Below are 15,877 nucleotides of genomic sequence, written 5' to 3'. Positions count from 1 at the left end.
AAGCATGTTTACGATTTCCGCATAACAACACGGGATCGTTGAATGACGACCCTTCAGGGAGAGACGAGCGGGGACGTCGGTACGGTTGAGCTGCGTGGTAAAGTAAAGTGGTTCAACGCTGTCAAAGGGTATGGGTTCTTAGCCCTCGACATCGATAACAGCGACGCGTTCCTGCATGTAACGACACTGCGACAAGCCGGGCATGAGGATCTCAAGCCCGGTGCAACCGTAGTGTGCGCCGGTGTCCGCGGCCCCAAGGGCTGGCAGGTCATGAGGGTGCTTGACGTCGACCAGTCGACGGCCGTTGCCACGACTACGAAACCACCGCCCATTCCCGACGGCATCGCCATGGGCGATTACATCACCGCGTTGGTGAAGTGGTACAACAACGAGCGCGGCTACGGCTTCGTCACACGCGAGGCGGCGGACGGAGACATCTTCGTCCATGCCGCGGTGTTGCGGCGGCACGGCATGGAATCATTGGCGCCCGGCCAGAAGGTGATGGTCCGCGTCGCCGAGGGCCAGAAGGGCCTGCAGGTCGTCGAAATCCGCGACGCCTGACGGACTTTGCCCTCTATTTGATCTCGCGCAGGTAGCTGTCGAGCGGCGGCGCCTGCTTGATCAGGCCACGCTTCACCAGGAACTCCGCGAAGGTCGCGTAGCGTGTGCGGTCGAGCGCGGACGGATCGGCGGCCAGCAGCGGGACGGTATCCTTCCACGCCATCCGGTTGAGGTCGTTGTCGAGATCCTTGCCGTACTTCGAGAAGCTCGCCCAGCCCTCGGCCTGATTGGCCGTCAGCCAGGTCGTGGCTTCGCTCAACGCGGCAAGCAGCTTCTTCGTGCGCGCGACATCGACGGTCTCGCGCTTGGCCACGATGATCAGCTCCTCATAGGCCGGCACGCCGTGTTTCTCGACCAGCCAGAGCCGGCCCTTGGCCTTGTTCAGCTCGAGGTCGTTCAGTTCGAAATTGCGGAAGGCGCCGATCACGCCGTCGACCTGCTTGCTCATCAGCGCGGTGGTCAGCGCGAAGTTGACGTTCACCAGGGTCACGTCCTTGAGCGTGAGCCCGGCGCTTTCCAGCATCGCCCCCAGCACGGCTTCCTCGACGCCCGAGACGGAGAAGCCGATCTTGCGGCCCTTGAAGTCGGCGATGGTCTTCACCGGAGAATCCTCCAGCGCCACAAGCGAGTTCAGCGGCTGCGCCACGAGCACGCCGACCCGCACCAGCGGCAGGCCTTCGGAGGCAAGCATCTGCAGGGTGGGCTGATAGGACAGCGCATAGTCCGCCTGTCCGGCCGCGACCAGCTTGGGTGGCGCGTTCGGATCGGCCGGCGCGATCAGCTCGACGTCGAGACCGTGCTTCTCGAACAGGCCACGCTGCTTGGCGATGATCAGGGCGGCGTGGTCGGGATTGACGAACCAGTCGAGCAGGACGCGCACCTTGTCCTGCGCCGCGGCGGGAAGGGCGGCGCAGCACAGCGCCAGCGCGGCGAGCAGTCGGATCATCGTTTTCATGGTCAGTCTCCTTGGAACGATTGCCAGGGCACGAGCCGTCGCGCGAGGCGGTCGGTCGCGTAGTAAAGCGCGAGCCCGAGCAGGCAGAGGATGAAGAGGGCGGCGAAGGCGAGGGGCGTTTGTCCGCGCGCCAGCGACTGGGTCATGACGAAGCCGAGGCCGGCGCTGGCGCCGACCCATTCACCGATCACCGCGCCGATCGGCGCCACGGCGGCGGCAATGCGCACGCCCGAGGCGAAGGCCGGCAGCGCGGCCGGCAGCCTGATCTGCAGCAGAATCGCACGCGGTGAGGCATCCATCGTGCGGGCAAGTTCGAGCCAGCCCGGATCGGTGCGGCGCAGCCCGTCATAGAGATTGCTCACGACCGGGAAGAAGATCACCAGGGCGGCCATCGCGACCTTCGAGGCCAGACCGTAGCCCAGCCACAGGACGAGGAGCGGCGCGATGGCGATCACCGGGATGGCCTGCGAGACGATCACCAGCGGCAGCGCCCAGCGTCGCCAGGTGGCGGACGCGGCGAAGATCACGGCCAGCGTCGAGCCCAGCACCAGGCCAAGTGCGAGGCCGAGGATCATCTCGGCGGCGGTCCACTGGGCCTGCTCGACCAGCAGGTCGAACCGCTCCACCAGCACCACGGCGACGCGCGAGGGCGGCGGCAGGATGTAGGACGGCACGCCGGTCGCCCAACACAGGGCCTCCCAGGCGAGGATGAGTCCGAGGGCGGTGAGTAGCGGTCTCACGATCCGTGCCTCAACTCGCCAATCAGGCGTGCCTGCAGGGCCAGGAGGGCAGGATCGGTCGGATCTCGCGGGACGGCGCCAGCGGGTGCGATCACCGGACCGACGGTGAAGGGCGTTCCCGAGAGGACACGGATCTCATGGCCGAGGCGCAGCGCTTCCAGCGGATCGTGAGTGACCAGAACGACGGTCCGACCCTGCAGCAGGCGCGCAGCGAGATCCTGCAGATCGAAGCGCGTCACCGCGTCGAGATGGCCGAACGGTTCGTCCATCAGGACGATCTGCCGGTCCTCGCAGAGTGTGCGGGCGAGGGCCGCGCGCTGGCGCATGCCGCCCGACAAAGCCTGCGGCAGGTCTTGCAGGCGGCTGCCCAGGCCAACTTCGGCCAGCAGCGCGCGGGCGCGAGGTTCGGCGGCGCGTCGGGCTGCATCGTCGCGGCGCAGGCGATGCCCCAGCAGCACATTGTCGAGCACGCTGAGCCAGGGCAGCAGCAGGTCGCGCTGCGCCATGTAGGCGACCGGTCCGGCGGACGCGGTACCGGGCAGCAGGCCGGCCAGGTGGCGCAGGAGGGACGTCTTGCCGACGCCGCTGCGGCCCAGCAGGCAGGTCGTGCGCCCGGCGGCAAAATCGAGCGACAGGTTCTCGGCGACGACATGGCCGTCGAGGACGATGTGCGCGGACCGCACGGAGAGGGCAGGCGAAACCATCGACGAAGCCACCAGTCCCTACGCCGGCATTAACCGGATCAGGTTCGGGGTCGTCCTTCCGGACCTCTCAGCCGCCAGGCGGCTCCCCCCGATGAGCGGCGCCACTATGGTTAGGTGACGTTGTTCACGCAAGAGCGCCATCGGTTTGACGAAATCGCCATCCACACTCTATGCCATGGCCATGGCTCAGGCAGTTTCCCGCGCGTCCTCGAACGCATCCCCGCAGGCATCCCATCTCGGCCGGCGTCTCTTCCTCGCAGCGCCGCTCGTGCTCGCGGGTGGCGTTGCCGCCGCCCAGCAGGGTGGCGATTTCCATTTCAAGAAGTCTTCGCTCGTCGTGGTGGCCGGTGGCCGCGAGATCAAGTTCGACGTCGAACTGGCGCTCGACGACACGCAGCGCGCTCGGGGGCTGATGTTCCGCGAAAAGCTCGGCCCCTATGAGGGCATGCTGTTCGACTTCTACAAGGATGCGCCGGTCAGCTTCTGGATGAAGAACACGCTGATCCCGCTCGACATGGTTTTCATCGCGGGCGACGGCACGATCAAGTCGATCCACGCCAACGCCGTGCCGCATTCGACTGAGACCATCCCCAGCCAGTTCCCGGTGCGCGCCGTCCTCGAGATCAACGGCGGCAGCGCCAAGCTTTTAGGCATCAAGCCTGGCGACAAGGTCCTCCACCCGATCTTCGGCAACGCCTAGCGGTGACCTGGCCTAGCGCTTCAGGGCGCAGGTCATGCCGTCGCCGACGGCCAGCAGGGCGAGATCGACTCGCTGGTCGTTCTTCAGCTTGGCGTTGAGGGCGCGCAGCGCCTCGGTGTCGCGATCCACTTCCTTGGGATCGGCGACCGAGCCGCCCCACAGGACATTGTCGATCAACACTAGGCCGCCCGGTCGCACGAGCTTCAGGCAGCGCTCGTAGTAGGCGTCGTAGTCGTCCTTGTTGGCGTCGATGAAGGCGAGATCAAGCTGCCCGTTCAATCCCTGTGCTGACAGCCAGTCGAGCGTGCCCAACGCCGGCCCGATCGTGAGTTCGATGCGGCTCTCGACATTGGCTTCCTTCCAGTAGCGGCGGGCGATCTTCGTCCACTCGGTGCTGACGTCGCAGCACCAGAGCTTACCGTCGGTCGGCAGCGCCTCGGCGATGCACAGCGAGGAATAGCCGGTGAAGGTGCCTACCTCGACGGCACGCCGTGCGCCGATGGTGCGTGCGAGCAGGGCGATCTGCTGGCCCTGGTGGGCGGAGATCTGCATGCCGGCGCGCGGCAGTGTGGCGGTCTCCTCGCGCAGCCGGCGGCGCAGCGGCGGTTCACGCAGCCAGTTGGCGTCCACATAGTCGCTGAAAGCGCCATCGATTTTGGGCCAACTCTTCATGTTCTCTCCTGTTGGCTCCGTCCGCCCGCCTCGCTAGGGTCGCGTCCCTGAAACGATGGGCTTTGGGAGTAGGTATGTCGGATATCGAGATCGCGCGGCGCGCAATCAAGAAGCCAATGAAGGAAGTCGCGAACCGTCTCGACATCCCGGAAGATGCCCTCGAACCCTATGGTCGCGACAAGGCCAAGCTCGATGCCGACTATGTGAAGTCGCTGCAGGGACGAAAGCCCGGACACCTGATCCTGGTAACAGCCATCAATCCCACCAAGGCGGGTGAGGGCAAGACCACCACGACGATCGGTCTCGGCGATGCACTGAGCCGTCTCGGCAAGAAGACCGCGATCGCGCTGCGCGAACCGAGCCTCGGCCCATGCTTCGGCCAGAAGGGCGGCGCCACCGGCGGCGGCCAGGCGCAGATCGTGCCGATGGCCGACATCAACCTGCATTTCACCGGCGACTTCCACGCCATCACGACGGCGCACAACCTGCTCGCCGCGATGCTCGACAACCACGTCTATTGGGGCAATGCGCTGGGTATCGATGCCCGCCGCGTGTTCTGGCCGCGCGTGCTCGACATGAACGATCGTGCGCTGCGCGACACGGTCGTCAGCCTGGGCGGTGTTGCCAACGGCTTTCCGCGTCAGGCCCGCTTCGACATCACCACGGCGTCGGAAGTCATGGCGATCCTTTGCCTCGCCGACGATCTCGAGGATCTCGAGAAGCGGCTGGCGCGGATCGTCGTCGCCGAGACGCGTGAGGGCAAGCCGATCACGGCTGGCGATCTCAAGGCCGCCGCGGCGATGGCCGCCGTGCTGAAGGATGCGGCCAAGCCGAACCTCGTGCAGACCCTGGAAAACAATCCCGTGCTGATCCATGGCGGACCGTTCGCCAACATCGCGCATGGCTGCAACTCGGTGATCGCCACGCGCGCGGCACTGGCGCTGGGCGACTATGTCGTTACCGAAGCGGGCTTCGGCGCCGACCTCGGCGCGGAGAAGTTTCTGGACATCAAGTGCCGGCAGGCCGGGCTGAAGCCCGAACTGGCGGTCGTCGTCGCCACCGTGCGTGCGCTCAAGCTGCATGGCGGCGGAGACGACAAGGCGCTGGAGAAGGAAGATGTCGGCGCCGTCGAGCGTGGCCTGCCCAATCTGCTGCGCCATGTCGAGAACCTGCGGAAGTTCGGCCTGCCGGTCCTGGTCGGCATCAATCGCTTCCTGACCGACACGCCGGCCGAACTGGAACTGATCGAAGCGAAGTGCGCGGCGGCGGGCGCCAAGGCCTATCTGTGCGAGCACTGGGCCAAGGGTGGTGCGGGCGCGGAAGCGCTGGCGCGTGCCGCCATTGCGACGATCGACGAGGGCAAGGCAGCATTCAAGCCGCTCTATCCGGATGACCTTCCGCTCGCCGGCAAGATCGAGACCGTCGCGAAGGAGATCTATCGCGCGTCGGGCATCTCGATCGCCGGACCGGCGCAGCGCCGGCTGAAGGCGCTGGAAGCCGCCGGCTACGGCAAGCTGCCGGTCTGTATCGCCAAGACCCAATACAGCTTCGCGGCCGATCCCGAGCTGCGCGGCGCGCCGACCGGACACACCCTGCCGATCCGCGAGGTGCGTTTGTCCGCGGGCGCGGGCTTCGTCGTTGCGATGGCGGGCGAGATCATGAGCATGCCGGGGCTGCCGCGCGTGCCGGCGGCGGAGCGGATCCGCCTGACCGAGGAAGGCGAAGTGGATGGGATCTTCTGAGATGCGCACCTATCCGTTCGTCACGGTCGATGTCTTCACGACCACGCGCTTCGGCGGCAACCCGCTCGCGGTCTTTCCGGATGCGCGCGGCATGAGCGATGCGGAGATGCAGTCGCTCGCGGCCGAGTTCAACTTGAGCGAAACGACCTTCGTCCTGCCGCCGGAGAACCCGGCGAACACCGCGCGCGTCCGCATTTTCACGCGCACGCGCGAGATGCCGTTCGCCGGTCATCCCAATGTCGGCACCGCTTACGTGCTGGCGCAGCAGGGCAGGGACAAGGGAGGCAAGCTCCTGTTCGAGGAACTGGCCGGGCTGGTCGAGATCGACGTCGAGCGTGATGCGTCGGGAGCGCCGATCGGCGCCACCATAGCCGCGCCGCAGCCGCTGTCGCTGGGTCCGGAACTTCCCGTGGAGACGATCGCGGCCTGCGCGTCGCTGACGCCGGCAGACATCCGCGTGGGTGCGCACAAGCCGGTTGGCGCGTCGCTCGGCAATCCGTTCGTCATCGCCGAAGTCGAGCCGTCGGCCCTGACCCGCGCGACTCCTGATTTCCCGTCGTTCCGCCAGACCGTGGAGCAGACGCCGGCTCTGAACGGCCGGCTCGGATTGTATCTCTATGCCCATGCCGGGCAGGGGAGCGTTCAGGCCCGCATGTTCGCGCCGCTCGGGGGCACGATCGAGGATCCCGCCACGGGGAGTGCCGCCGGGCCGCTCGGCGCGCTGCTCCTGTCGCTGACGTCCGCGCCGGAGCTTCGCGTCTCCATCCACCAGGGTGTCGTCATGGGGCGGCCGAGCCTGTTGCGGGTCGTCGCGCGCCGCGGGAGCGACGGGATCCGCGCCACGATTGCCGGCCAGTGTGTGCCAGTGCTGCGCGGCGAGGCGCAGCTCTGACCTGAGCCCCTGGAGCTAGTGCGGCCGGAAGGCGTGCTGCTTCAGGTCGGCCAGCGGCACGACCTGGAGGGTGACGGCATGGGTCGCCTCAAGCACGACCTGGGGCGCTACTTTGGCGTCGAACGCCTCCTTCCAGCGGCTGGCGCACAGGCACCAGCGGTCGCCGGGCTTGAGGCCCGGGAAGCCGTATTGCGGCATCGGCGTGCTGAGGTCGTTGCCGCGTGAGGCGGAGAAGGTGAGGAACTCGGCGGTCAGGACCACGCAAACCGTATGCAGGCCGATATCCTCGGAACCGGTGTTGCAGCAGCCGTCGCGATAGAAGCCAGTGACGGGCTGGGTCGAGCAGGGCGCGAGTGGGCCTCCCAGCACATTTACGGACGGGGCGCGGCCCGGGCGGCCTTCTTCGGGCGTCTGATCGAACATGAACTCACCGTAGCATCCGGAATTTGAGCTTTCGAGGCGGCGGGGCCGCTGGTAGAAACCCTCGCGTCAAAGAGGTGTATCGGCGGGGCGTAGCGCAGTCTGGTAGCGCGTCTGCCTTGGGCGCAGAAGGTCGTCGGTTCGAATCCGGCCGCCCCGACCACGCCCGTAAACGGAGTAGCGGAAGCCATGCAGGTTCGCATCTTCAAGCCGGCCAAGACGGCCATGCAGTCCGGAACCGGCAATACCCACGAGTGGGTGCTGGAGCCCGAGCCGTCGCGCAAGGAGATCGACCCCCTGATGGGCTGGACGAGTTCCCGCAACACGATGCAGCAGGTCCGCCTGTTCTTTCCGACGCTCGACGAAGCCAAGGCCCATGCCGAGAAGAACGGCTGGCAATATACGGTCGAGCAGCCGCACGGCCGGCCGGTGAGGGCGAAGGCCTACGCCGACAATTTCTCCTACACCCGCGTCGGCCGCTGGACGCACTGAGCGTCCATGCCGGGCGCAGGGTTTTTCGACGGCAGGCGCCCGTAGCTCAGGGGATCAGAGCAACCGCCTTCTAAGCGGTAGGTCGTTGGTTCGAATCCAACCGGGCGCGCCACTCCCAGAATCCCCATTGCAGCCCATGTGTCATTTTTTTGCAGGGCAGCTTCCCTCCAACGCATGCGATTCATTCTCAGTGCCATTTTCTTTCCATGATAATAACTCGCATTCTCCTCAATTAAGGGGGGATTGAGATACTTCTGGGGAGAAGTCATGGCGAAGCGCGTACCGGTAAAGACGGCGTTGGTTGGTCTACTCGTTGCTCCGGCAGCCATGGCCCAAACCGAAACCGTACAGACGCCAGCCACCGCGCCAGCCAATCCAGCCGACCAGAACCAGCCGGCGAACCCCACGGGCGCCCCCGCGACGATGCAGACCGTGACGGTCACGGGCAGCCGTCCCAGCGAAGATTTCCAGACCACGCGCGCCTCGATCAATCGCCTCGGCGCCGCCAACCTGATGGACGTGCCGCAGTCGGTGGTCGTCATCAATCGTGCGCTGATGCAGTCGCAGGGCGTCACGACGCTGGTCGATGCCGTGCGTAACGCGCCGGGCGTCACGATCGGTTCGGCCGAAGGCGGCAACATCGGCACCAACATCAACATCAACGGCTTCTCGGCCCGTACCGACATCTATCTCGACGGCATGCGCGACCGCGGCCAGTACTATCGCGACGTCTTCGCGCTGGAGCAGGTCGAGGTCCTGATGGGCCCGTCCTCGATGCTGTTCGGTCGCGGCTCGACCGGCGGCGTCATCAACCAGGTGACCAAGAAGCCGTTCCTGAAGCAGGCAACCGAACTCAGCGGTCAGGTGACGACCAACGGCCTCGTGCGCACCACGGCCGACGTGAATACGCCGTTCGGCGAGAATAACGCGGCCCGTGTTTCGGCGATGTTCCAGGTGGGCAAGGCCTCCACGGTCGACCAGACCAACGTGCTCGACTTCGGCCTGGCTCCGACGGTCAAGCTCGGCATCGGCACACCGACCGAGATCACGCTGGGTGCGATCCTTCAGCACCGCAAGGACCAGGTCAATTACGGCGCGCCGAACCTCAACGGCTACATCCTCAATGCGCCGCGCAACACGGCCTGGGGTTTCAACGACGACTATACCGAGCAGGATGTCATCGCCCTGCAGAGCACGATCGAGCACAAGTTCGCGCCGAACCTGAACCTGCGTAACCAGACCGAGTTCATCTGGGTGAATACCGACGTTCGCGAGACCTCGGGCGGCTTCGTCGGCACGCTCGGACCGAACAACGGCTTCGTGGCGGCCGCCAACGGCCCCAACGGCATCCCCTACAGCGGCGCGCCGCTGGGCAATCTCTGGATCCGCCAGCTCAGCCGCGACCGCAACATCAACGACATCACGCTCGAGAACCAGACCGAGGTGTTGGCGAAGTTCGACACCGGCTCCGTCGGTCACACGCTGCTGATGGGTATCGATCTCAACTACGAGTCCTATACCAACAAGACGACGACCCGCACGGGCACCTGCAACGGCATCGCGCTGCCGGCCGGCTCGGTCGGTTGTACGCCGGCGGGTTACACGGTCGGCGCCAACACGCCGGGCAACGTGGCGTCCCTGCCGGGCAACTACGCCTCTTCGCAGGCCTTCGGCGCCGGCTTCTATGCCAACGACACGATCCAGGTGATCCCCGAACTGAAGGTGGTGGGTGGCCTGCGCTGGGATTATTACACGGCGCAGATCGGCAACTCGATCAACCGCCTCAACACGGCGGGCAACACGACGGCGGCCTTCTATCAGCAGACCGACACGTTCACGAGCGTCCGTGGCGGCGTGATCTTCGAGCCGACCCCGGCGCAATCCTACTACGTGTCGTACAGCACGTCGTTCAATCCGTCTCTCGAACAGCTGACCTCGACGACCGGCACATCGACCCTGCCTCCGGAAACGAACAGAGGCATGGAAGCCGGCGTCAAATACGAACTGCTGGGCGCCAACCTGTCGGTCAACGGCGCGATCTTCCAGATCGACAAGAACAACGCCCGTACGGCCAATCCGGACGGCACCTTCACCCCGACGGGCAACGTCACCGTGCAGGGCTACCGCGTCGGGTTCCAGGGCCGCATCACGCCCGAGTGGCAGGTGTCCGGTGGCTACGCCTACCTCAACGCCATCATCACCCAGGGCCTGAACTTCCAGAACGGCATAGGCAACACGACCGGCAAGGTGCCGCTCAACACGCCGAACGACTCGGGCAACATCTGGACGACCTATACGATCAAGGAAACCTACGAGCTGGGCGGCGGCGTGTTCTATGTCGGCCAGCGTTACGCCAACAACACCAACACGGTCGTCGTCCCGGCCTATGCGCGCATCGACCTGACGGCCGCCTACAAGCAGCCGACCTACGATGTCCGCCTGAACATCATCAACCTGCTCGACACCAAGTACTACGACGCCGTCATCGCATCGGACGGCGGCCGTGCTACCGTTGGATCCGGGCTCACGGGTATGATCACGCTCAACTATCGCCTCTGAAGACGGAAGCCGCCGCCCGTCATGCTGGTCTGTGTTCCCCAAGTCCTCAACGCCGCGCAGCTCGTCAGCCTGCGCGAGCGCCTGGAGCGCTCCAATGCCTGGGTCGACGGTCGTGTGACCGCCGGCTACCAGGGGGCGCCGGTGAAGTTCAACCAGCAGATCGACGAGCGGTCTGAAACGGCGATTGCGTGCCAACGCATCGTCGGCGCGGCGCTGGAAGTCCATCCGTTCTTCATCAGCGCCGTGCTGCCGAACGAGATCTACCCGCCGATGTTCAACCGCTACGGCGAGGGCATGAAGTTCGGGGCGCATGTCGACGGCAGCGTGCGGATCAACCCGCACACCGGCCGCAAGCTCAGGACCGATGTGTCGGCGACATTGTTCCTCAGCAACCCCGAGGACTATGACGGGGGCGAGCTGCAGATCGAGGACACGTATGGTCAGCACAGCGTCAAGCTGGCGGCCGGCGACATGGTGGTCTATCCGGCGACCAGCCTGCACTCGGTGGCGCCGATCACGCGGGGCGTGCGGACGGCCTGCTTCTTCTGGGCGCAGAGCCTGATCCGCGACGACATACAGAGGTCTCTGCTGCACGACATGGACAACGCCATTCAGCGCCTGAACGAGACCAACGCCGACGAGCTGGCGCGGCGGTCGTTGATCGGCTGCTACCACAACCTCGTGCGGCAATGGAGCGAGACCTGATGTCGGTCGCTGCGGCCACGGCCAAAGGAAGCAACAAGGTGAACCGTCGCCTCACGTTCGTGCGCTGGGTGCGCAAGACGCACGGCTGGTTCGGTCTGTGGGGCGCGTTGCTCGGTCTCATGTTCGGGGTGAGCGGCATCTGGCTCAATCACCGCAGCACCATGAAACTGGAACTACCTGACCAGAAGCAGGTCAACGCCCAGATCGAGCTGCCCGATCCGCGACCGGCCACCATCGAAGCGATGAGCCAGTGGCTGAAGGAGACATTGAAGCTCGATCGCGGCCCCAACGTTGCCCGCGTCGAACGCGCGCGCCCTGTGGCCTGGGCCGAGCGTCCGGCCGGCGCGGCAGCCGGTGGCGGCCAGCGTGGCGGTGCGGAGCGTGGCGCGGGCGGGGCCGAGCGTGCCGGTGGCGCAGAGCGCGGAGCGGGAGAGGGCGCTGCCCGCCCGCTGCAGCAACCGGAACGTTGGGTCATGAACTTCGGCGGACCGAACCATCTGGTGCAGGCCGAGTACTGGGTCGGCAACAAGTCGTTGTCGGTTCGCACCACGCAAAATGGCTTCATTGCGACCCTGACCAACCTGCACAAGGGCACGGCGATGCCGGTGCCGTGGATCCTGTTGATCGACACGCTGGCCGGCAGCATGATCTTCCTGTCGATCAGCGGTGTCATTTTGTGGTGGGAGACCCATCGCAAGCGCGCGGTCGGCATCACGATCTTTGCCGTGGCTGTTGCCGCCACGGTTGCCTTGGCCGTCAGCCCGCTGCAGCTGTAGGGCGATGTGATGCAAGAGTCTGTTCCTTCGGGTTCGCCGGTCGCGGACCCCGGCCCGCCGGGCCCGTCGCGCGAGCCGTTGTCGACGACGGCGCGCGTGGCCATTGTCGCGTTCGTCGTCTTCTTCCATGTCGGCGGTGGCTGGGCGCTGACCCAGATCGAACCGCTGCCGATGATCGTGGGCGACGTGGCGCCGATGGAAGTGCGCATGGTGCCGGCCGATTCGCCGCCCCAACCCGAGATCGAGAACGCCGAGCCGCCGCCGCCCGTCGAGATCCCGCCGCCGCCGGTCGACGTGGCGGCCATCGTCGATCCGCCGCCGCCCGATCTGCCGCCGCCGGAGTTCCCGCTGGCCAAGGTCGAGCTGCCGCCACCGGACGAGCCGCCGCCGCCTGAGATCCCGGTCGAGAAGAAGCCCGACCCGAAGCCGCCGGAGCCCAAGCCGGTGCAGAAGAGGCCGCCGCAGCCCGCGCGCCCGGCCGCCCCGGTCGATGCCACGGCGCAGCAGGCCGCGCCCGCGGCGCCGCCCGGACCCGCCGTCGTCGACTCCTCGCAACTCAGCTTCGTCGTGCGGCCCAATCCGGCCTATCCGATGAGGGCGCGGCGGGCCGGCGACCAGGGCAAGGCCTATGTCCGGGTGCTGGTCGATGTGACCGGCCGTCCGTCCCAGGTGTCGCTGGCGAAGTCCTCGGGGTTTCCGGATCTGGATCAGGCCGCGCTGGCGGCCGTGCGCGCCGCGCAGTTCCGCCCGTACAGCCCGGGCGGGGTGCCGCGGGCCTTTCTGGTCGACGTTCCGATCGATTTTGTGTTGAGGTAGGAGAGTACGCATGGGCGACGCAACGTCCCTTGGCTTCGGCCATTTCATCGCGCAGGCGGACATCGTCGCGAAGATCCTGCTGGGCGTGCTGGCGGTGATGTCGGCGATCTCCTGGTACCTGATCATCTACAAGGGGATCGGGCAGGTGATCCGGCAGGGCCGCAGCCGCAAGTTCCTGAACTTCTTCTGGAGCGCCACGTCGCTGGAGCAGGTCCAGAACGAGCTCAGCATCCACGGCGTGCGCGAGCCGTTCGGCCATCTCACGGCGCATTCGCTGCATGCCCAGGCCCATCACGCCAAGTTCGGCGCGGCCAAGCTCGAGGAAGCCGGCAGCGAGACCGAGTTCCTGACGCGCACCATCAAGAAGGTGCTCGACGAGGAGACGACCTCGCTGGAGAACGGCCTCACCATGCTGGCGACCATCGGTGCCACCGCGCCGTTCGTGGGCCTGTTCGGCACGGTGTGGGGCGTCTATCACGCGCTGGTCGCGATCGGCATGTCGGGATCGGGCATGCTCGACAAGGTGGCGGGTCCGGTGGGCGAGGCGCTGATCATGACCGGCATCGGCCTGGCCGTGGCGCTGCCGGCTGTGATGGGCTTCAACTGGCTGACGCGCTCCAACCGCGTGCTGACGGCCAAGCTCGACGCCTTCGCCTTCGAGCTGTTGACCTTCCTGTCGATGGGCCGGGCCCTGCAGGCCGGGCGCAAGCCCGGCGTGCCGCTCACGGCCGTGAACTAGGGAGAGGCGGCAATGGCTTTCGGAAGTTTTGAACGCAAGTCCTCGTCTTCGCCGATGGCGGAGATCAACATGGTGCCGCTGATCGACGTGGTGCTGGTGCTGCTGGTCATCTTCATCGTGACCGCGCCGCTGCTGACCAACGTGGTCAAGCTCGACCTGCCCAAGGCAACGGCCAATGCCGACGTGCAGAAACCGGAGAAGATCGAGTTCGCGATCGACGCCCAAGGCGCGCTGCACTGGGGCGGCGAGCGGCTGACCCGGGAAGAGGCGATGGAGAAGTTCGCCGAGGCCGGCCGCAAGCGGCCGCAGCCCGAGGTCTATCTCCGTGCCGACGCCACCGTGCCTTATCGCTACGTCATGGAGACCCTGGCCGACGCCTCAAAGGGCGGCCTCTCCAAGATCGCCTTCGTCAGCGAGCCGGCTCGCTAGAGCATCAGCTCCGCTGACCGGCGAAGGCCACCGTCGCCACACCGGCGCCGACCAGCAGGCCGCCGCCCACCTTGTTGACCACGCCGATGGCGCGCGGATCCGACGCGAAGCGGCGGGCGCGCGAGGCGACCAGCGCGTAGCCGAAGGCATTGGCGAAGGCGAGCACCAGGAACGTCGTCTCGAACACCAGCATCTGGGTCAGGAAGTCCGCCTTGGGATCGAGGAAGGCGGGCAGGAAGGCCACGAAGAAGGTGATGCTCTTCGGATTGAGCGCCGTGACCAGCCAGGCATGTCCCAACATCTTGGCTGCTGATGCAGCATCGGTCCGCGGCGCGGCGTCGAGCGTGCCGCCGGCGCGCCAGAGCTTGATGCCGAGATAGACGAGATAGGCGGCGCCGATCCACTTCAGGACCGTGAACAGCGTGGCCGAGGTGGCGAGCAGGGCGCCCAGACCCAGCATCGAGAGCGTCATGGCGGTGAAGTCGCCCAGCGCCACGCCGATCGCCATCGGCAGCGCCGTGCGCCAGCCCTGACCCAACGCGTAGGACACGACCAGAAGCACGGTCGGCCCGGGGATCACCAGAAGAACGCTCGACGCCGCGGCAAAGGCGGCCCAGGTTTCGAAAGTCATGAAAACTCCATCGGATACCGGGCGATCAAGCCACGCAAAAAGCGGGGCGTCAGCCGGAATTTGGCCTCTTTCCATCGTCAAGATTGGAGTCTAAGCCGATCTTGCTGGAGGTCAGATGACCCGTTCCAAGCCGCGAGGCTATCATCACGGCGACCTGCGGGAAGCGCTGGTGGCTTCGGGCCGCAAGCTCCTTGAGGAAAAGGGCATCCGCGGCTTCACTTTGCGTGAATGCGCGCGTCGCGCCGAAGTCTCCCATGCCGCGCCGGCCCATCATTTCGCGTCGATGGACGATCTTCTGGCCGAGCTGGTGCGCCGCGGCTTTGCCGAGCTGACCGCCAGCATGACGACCGAGGCCGAGCGCGTCGAAACCGAGCCGGCGGCGCGGCTGGTTGGACTTGGCGTCGGCTACATGGCCTTCGCGGCCGCCAATCCCACGCTCTTCCAGCTCATGTTCAGCCGCGAAGCCAACCGCATCGAAGCCAAGGAGGGCGACCAGGGCGGGGACGGCGTGCGCCGCCTGCAGGCGGCCGTCGTCGACGAGGTGCTGGCGCATGCGTCGGGCGAGGTGCGGCAGCGCATGGCCGACTTCGCCTGGGCCTCCATGCACGGTTTCATCACCCTCGTCCTCGAAGGCGAGATCGGCGGACGTGATTCGTCGCGGGCACTGAAGACCCGCGGACTGGCTGCTCTTGCCGCGATGACCGAGACGGTCGTCCTCGCCGGACGGACCTGAAGCTAGCGGACGCTTAGAGCGCGATCCGGAACAGCAACACTTCCGTCCCGCCATGGGCCGCGACCTTGGTGATCTGCTTCACCAGGACGCCGCCATTGGCAGCGATGACCTTCTGCGATGGCAGATTGTCGGGGTCGGTCGTCAGCTCGACATAGGGCAGCCCGTGCCGGGCGATTTCCTTCAGGAGCAGGCCGAGCGCGAGGGTCGCGTAACTGCGGCGCCGCTTCCACGGCACGACGGCGTAGCCGATATGGCCCAGCGTATAGGCGGGGAGCGCGGCGGTGCCAGGCTGCCAGCGAAAGCCGATCGAGCCGCAGAACTCGCCGTCCCACATCCAGCGGCGATAGCCGGGCAGGCGGGGCACGACCGTGCCGTCCAGCAAGGTGATGGGGCCGCCCTTGGCCTCGGGATCGTCCAGCGAGGCCACGAAGGCGGCCGGATCCTGGGCGATGCGCGCCAGTTCCTCGCGCGCCGCCACTTCGAGCCGCACATTGTCGGCCGACCAGCCGCGGCGAAGTGCGTCGGCATAGGCGTCGAGATGGACGAGGTCGGGCACGAGGAGTTGCAACGGACTTTCCTTTTGAGGCGGCGGGTGCTGTAGCATGGCGGGA

General features: G+C 66.4%; 19 protein-coding genes, 2 tRNA genes and 1 riboswitch. Of the genes, 14 read left to right on the top strand and 7 right to left on the bottom strand.

What is annotated here, in order from left to right; genetic code table 11:
- Nucleotides 1–42 precede the first annotated feature (42 nt).
- Entirely contained in the window at nucleotides 43–561 is a 519-nt protein-coding gene (locus AC1RP5_RS11880; protein WP_493110844.1) for a cold-shock protein, read from the top strand.
- Nucleotides 562–574: 13 nt separating this feature from the next.
- On the opposite strand, the gene AC1RP5_RS11875 is transcribed toward AC1RP5_RS11880, so the two are convergent.
- From AC1RP5_RS11875 to AC1RP5_RS11865, 3 genes are all read right to left on the bottom strand, one after another.
- Entirely contained in the window at nucleotides 575–1,516 is a 942-nt protein-coding gene (locus AC1RP5_RS11875) for an ABC transporter substrate-binding protein (RefSeq protein WP_493110843.1), read from the bottom strand.
- 2 nt (nucleotides 1,517–1,518) lie between these two features.
- A complete protein-coding gene (locus AC1RP5_RS11870; RefSeq protein ID WP_493110842.1) occupies nucleotides 1,519–2,256 on the bottom strand; it encodes an ABC transporter permease in 738 nt (245 codons plus the stop codon).
- Nucleotides 2,253–2,960, bottom strand: a complete 708-nt coding sequence (locus AC1RP5_RS11865; protein ID WP_493110841.1) for an ABC transporter ATP-binding protein — start codon at nucleotides 2,958–2,960, stop codon at nucleotides 2,253–2,255. The genes AC1RP5_RS11870 and AC1RP5_RS11865 overlap by 4 nt, the downstream gene beginning before the upstream one ends.
- Nucleotides 2,958–3,059: riboswitch (TPP riboswitch) on the bottom strand. Its footprint overlaps the gene before it by 3 nt.
- 82 nt (nucleotides 3,060–3,141) lie before the next feature.
- On the opposite strand from AC1RP5_RS11865, the gene AC1RP5_RS11860 reads away from it, so the two are divergent.
- Nucleotides 3,142–3,660, top strand: a complete 519-nt coding sequence (locus tag AC1RP5_RS11860) for a DUF192 domain-containing protein (protein WP_493110840.1) — start codon at nucleotides 3,142–3,144, stop codon at nucleotides 3,658–3,660.
- 12 nt (nucleotides 3,661–3,672) lie between these two features.
- Here AC1RP5_RS11860 and AC1RP5_RS11855 read toward each other — a convergent pair whose 3' ends face one another.
- Nucleotides 3,673–4,332: an O-methyltransferase gene (locus AC1RP5_RS11855; RefSeq protein WP_493110839.1), complete on the bottom strand. Its 660-nt coding sequence runs from the start codon at nucleotides 4,330–4,332 to the stop codon at nucleotides 3,673–3,675.
- 74 nt (nucleotides 4,333–4,406) lie between these two features.
- On the opposite strand from AC1RP5_RS11855, the gene AC1RP5_RS11850 reads away from it, so the two are divergent.
- Both AC1RP5_RS11850 and AC1RP5_RS11845 read left to right on the top strand, forming a co-directional pair.
- Entirely contained in the window at nucleotides 4,407–6,074 is a 1,668-nt protein-coding gene (locus tag AC1RP5_RS11850; RefSeq protein WP_493110838.1) for a formate--tetrahydrofolate ligase, read from the top strand.
- A 1-nt stretch (nucleotide 6,075) separates the two neighbouring features.
- Nucleotides 6,076–6,966 (top strand): PhzF family phenazine biosynthesis protein, encoded by an 891-nt coding sequence (locus AC1RP5_RS11845; RefSeq protein ID WP_493113350.1) that lies wholly within the window; start codon nucleotides 6,076–6,078, stop codon nucleotides 6,964–6,966.
- Nucleotides 6,967–6,981: 15 nt separating this feature from the next.
- Here AC1RP5_RS11845 and AC1RP5_RS11840 read toward each other — a convergent pair whose 3' ends face one another.
- Nucleotides 6,982–7,389: a DUF2237 family protein gene (locus tag AC1RP5_RS11840; protein WP_493110837.1), complete on the bottom strand. Its 408-nt coding sequence runs from the start codon at nucleotides 7,387–7,389 to the stop codon at nucleotides 6,982–6,984.
- A gap of 83 nt (nucleotides 7,390–7,472) precedes the next feature.
- Between AC1RP5_RS11840 and AC1RP5_RS11835 the strand changes: the two genes are divergently transcribed.
- From AC1RP5_RS11835 to AC1RP5_RS11795, 9 genes are all read left to right on the top strand, one after another.
- A tRNA-Pro gene (locus AC1RP5_RS11835) sits at nucleotides 7,473–7,549 on the top strand.
- A 26-nt stretch (nucleotides 7,550–7,575) separates the two neighbouring features.
- On the top strand, nucleotides 7,576–7,878 hold the full coding sequence (locus AC1RP5_RS11830; protein WP_493110836.1) for an ETC complex I subunit: 303 nt from the start codon (nucleotides 7,576–7,578) through the stop codon (nucleotides 7,876–7,878).
- 35 nt (nucleotides 7,879–7,913) lie between these two features.
- Nucleotides 7,914–7,990 (top strand) — tRNA-Arg (locus tag AC1RP5_RS11825).
- A gap of 215 nt (nucleotides 7,991–8,205) precedes the next feature.
- Nucleotides 8,206–10,437: a TonB-dependent receptor gene (locus AC1RP5_RS11820; RefSeq protein WP_493110835.1), complete on the top strand. Its 2,232-nt coding sequence runs from the start codon at nucleotides 8,206–8,208 to the stop codon at nucleotides 10,435–10,437.
- A gap of 21 nt (nucleotides 10,438–10,458) precedes the next feature.
- Entirely contained in the window at nucleotides 10,459–11,142 is a 684-nt protein-coding gene (locus AC1RP5_RS11815; protein WP_493110834.1) for a Fe2+-dependent dioxygenase, read from the top strand.
- Nucleotides 11,142–11,918: a PepSY-associated TM helix domain-containing protein gene (locus tag AC1RP5_RS11810; RefSeq protein ID WP_493110833.1), complete on the top strand. Its 777-nt coding sequence runs from the start codon at nucleotides 11,142–11,144 to the stop codon at nucleotides 11,916–11,918. Before AC1RP5_RS11815 ends, AC1RP5_RS11810 begins: the two co-directional genes overlap by 1 nt.
- 9 nt (nucleotides 11,919–11,927) lie before the next feature.
- Nucleotides 11,928–12,734: an energy transducer TonB gene (locus tag AC1RP5_RS11805; RefSeq protein ID WP_493110832.1), complete on the top strand. Its 807-nt coding sequence runs from the start codon at nucleotides 11,928–11,930 to the stop codon at nucleotides 12,732–12,734.
- 10 nt (nucleotides 12,735–12,744) lie between these two features.
- Entirely contained in the window at nucleotides 12,745–13,473 is a 729-nt protein-coding gene (locus tag AC1RP5_RS11800) for a MotA/TolQ/ExbB proton channel family protein (protein WP_493110209.1), read from the top strand.
- A gap of 12 nt (nucleotides 13,474–13,485) precedes the next feature.
- Nucleotides 13,486–13,902 carry an ExbD/TolR family protein gene (locus AC1RP5_RS11795; protein ID WP_493110831.1) on the top strand — a complete coding sequence of 139 codons (417 nt, stop codon included), beginning with the start codon at nucleotides 13,486–13,488 and terminating at the stop codon, nucleotides 13,900–13,902.
- Between the two features lie 4 nt (nucleotides 13,903–13,906).
- Here the strand turns inward: AC1RP5_RS11795 and AC1RP5_RS11790 are convergent, their stop codons facing one another.
- A complete protein-coding gene (locus AC1RP5_RS11790; protein ID WP_493110830.1) occupies nucleotides 13,907–14,533 on the bottom strand; it encodes a LysE family translocator in 627 nt (208 codons plus the stop codon).
- Between the two features lie 115 nt (nucleotides 14,534–14,648).
- Here AC1RP5_RS11790 and AC1RP5_RS11785 point away from each other — a divergent pair, with 115 nt between their 5' ends.
- Nucleotides 14,649–15,266 carry a TetR/AcrR family transcriptional regulator gene (locus AC1RP5_RS11785; protein ID WP_493110829.1) on the top strand — a complete coding sequence of 206 codons (618 nt, stop codon included), beginning with the start codon at nucleotides 14,649–14,651 and terminating at the stop codon, nucleotides 15,264–15,266.
- A 13-nt stretch (nucleotides 15,267–15,279) separates the two neighbouring features.
- Here AC1RP5_RS11785 and AC1RP5_RS11780 read toward each other — a convergent pair whose 3' ends face one another.
- On the bottom strand, nucleotides 15,280–15,870 hold the full coding sequence (locus tag AC1RP5_RS11780) for a GNAT family N-acetyltransferase (protein ID WP_493110828.1): 591 nt from the start codon (nucleotides 15,868–15,870) through the stop codon (nucleotides 15,280–15,282).
- Nucleotides 15,871–15,877: the final 7 nt, after the last annotated feature.

The sequence above is a fragment of the Reyranella sp. GW821-FHT12G01 genome (genome assembly GCF_058806575.1).
This window is presented reverse-complemented; position numbering and strand designations above follow the sequence as displayed.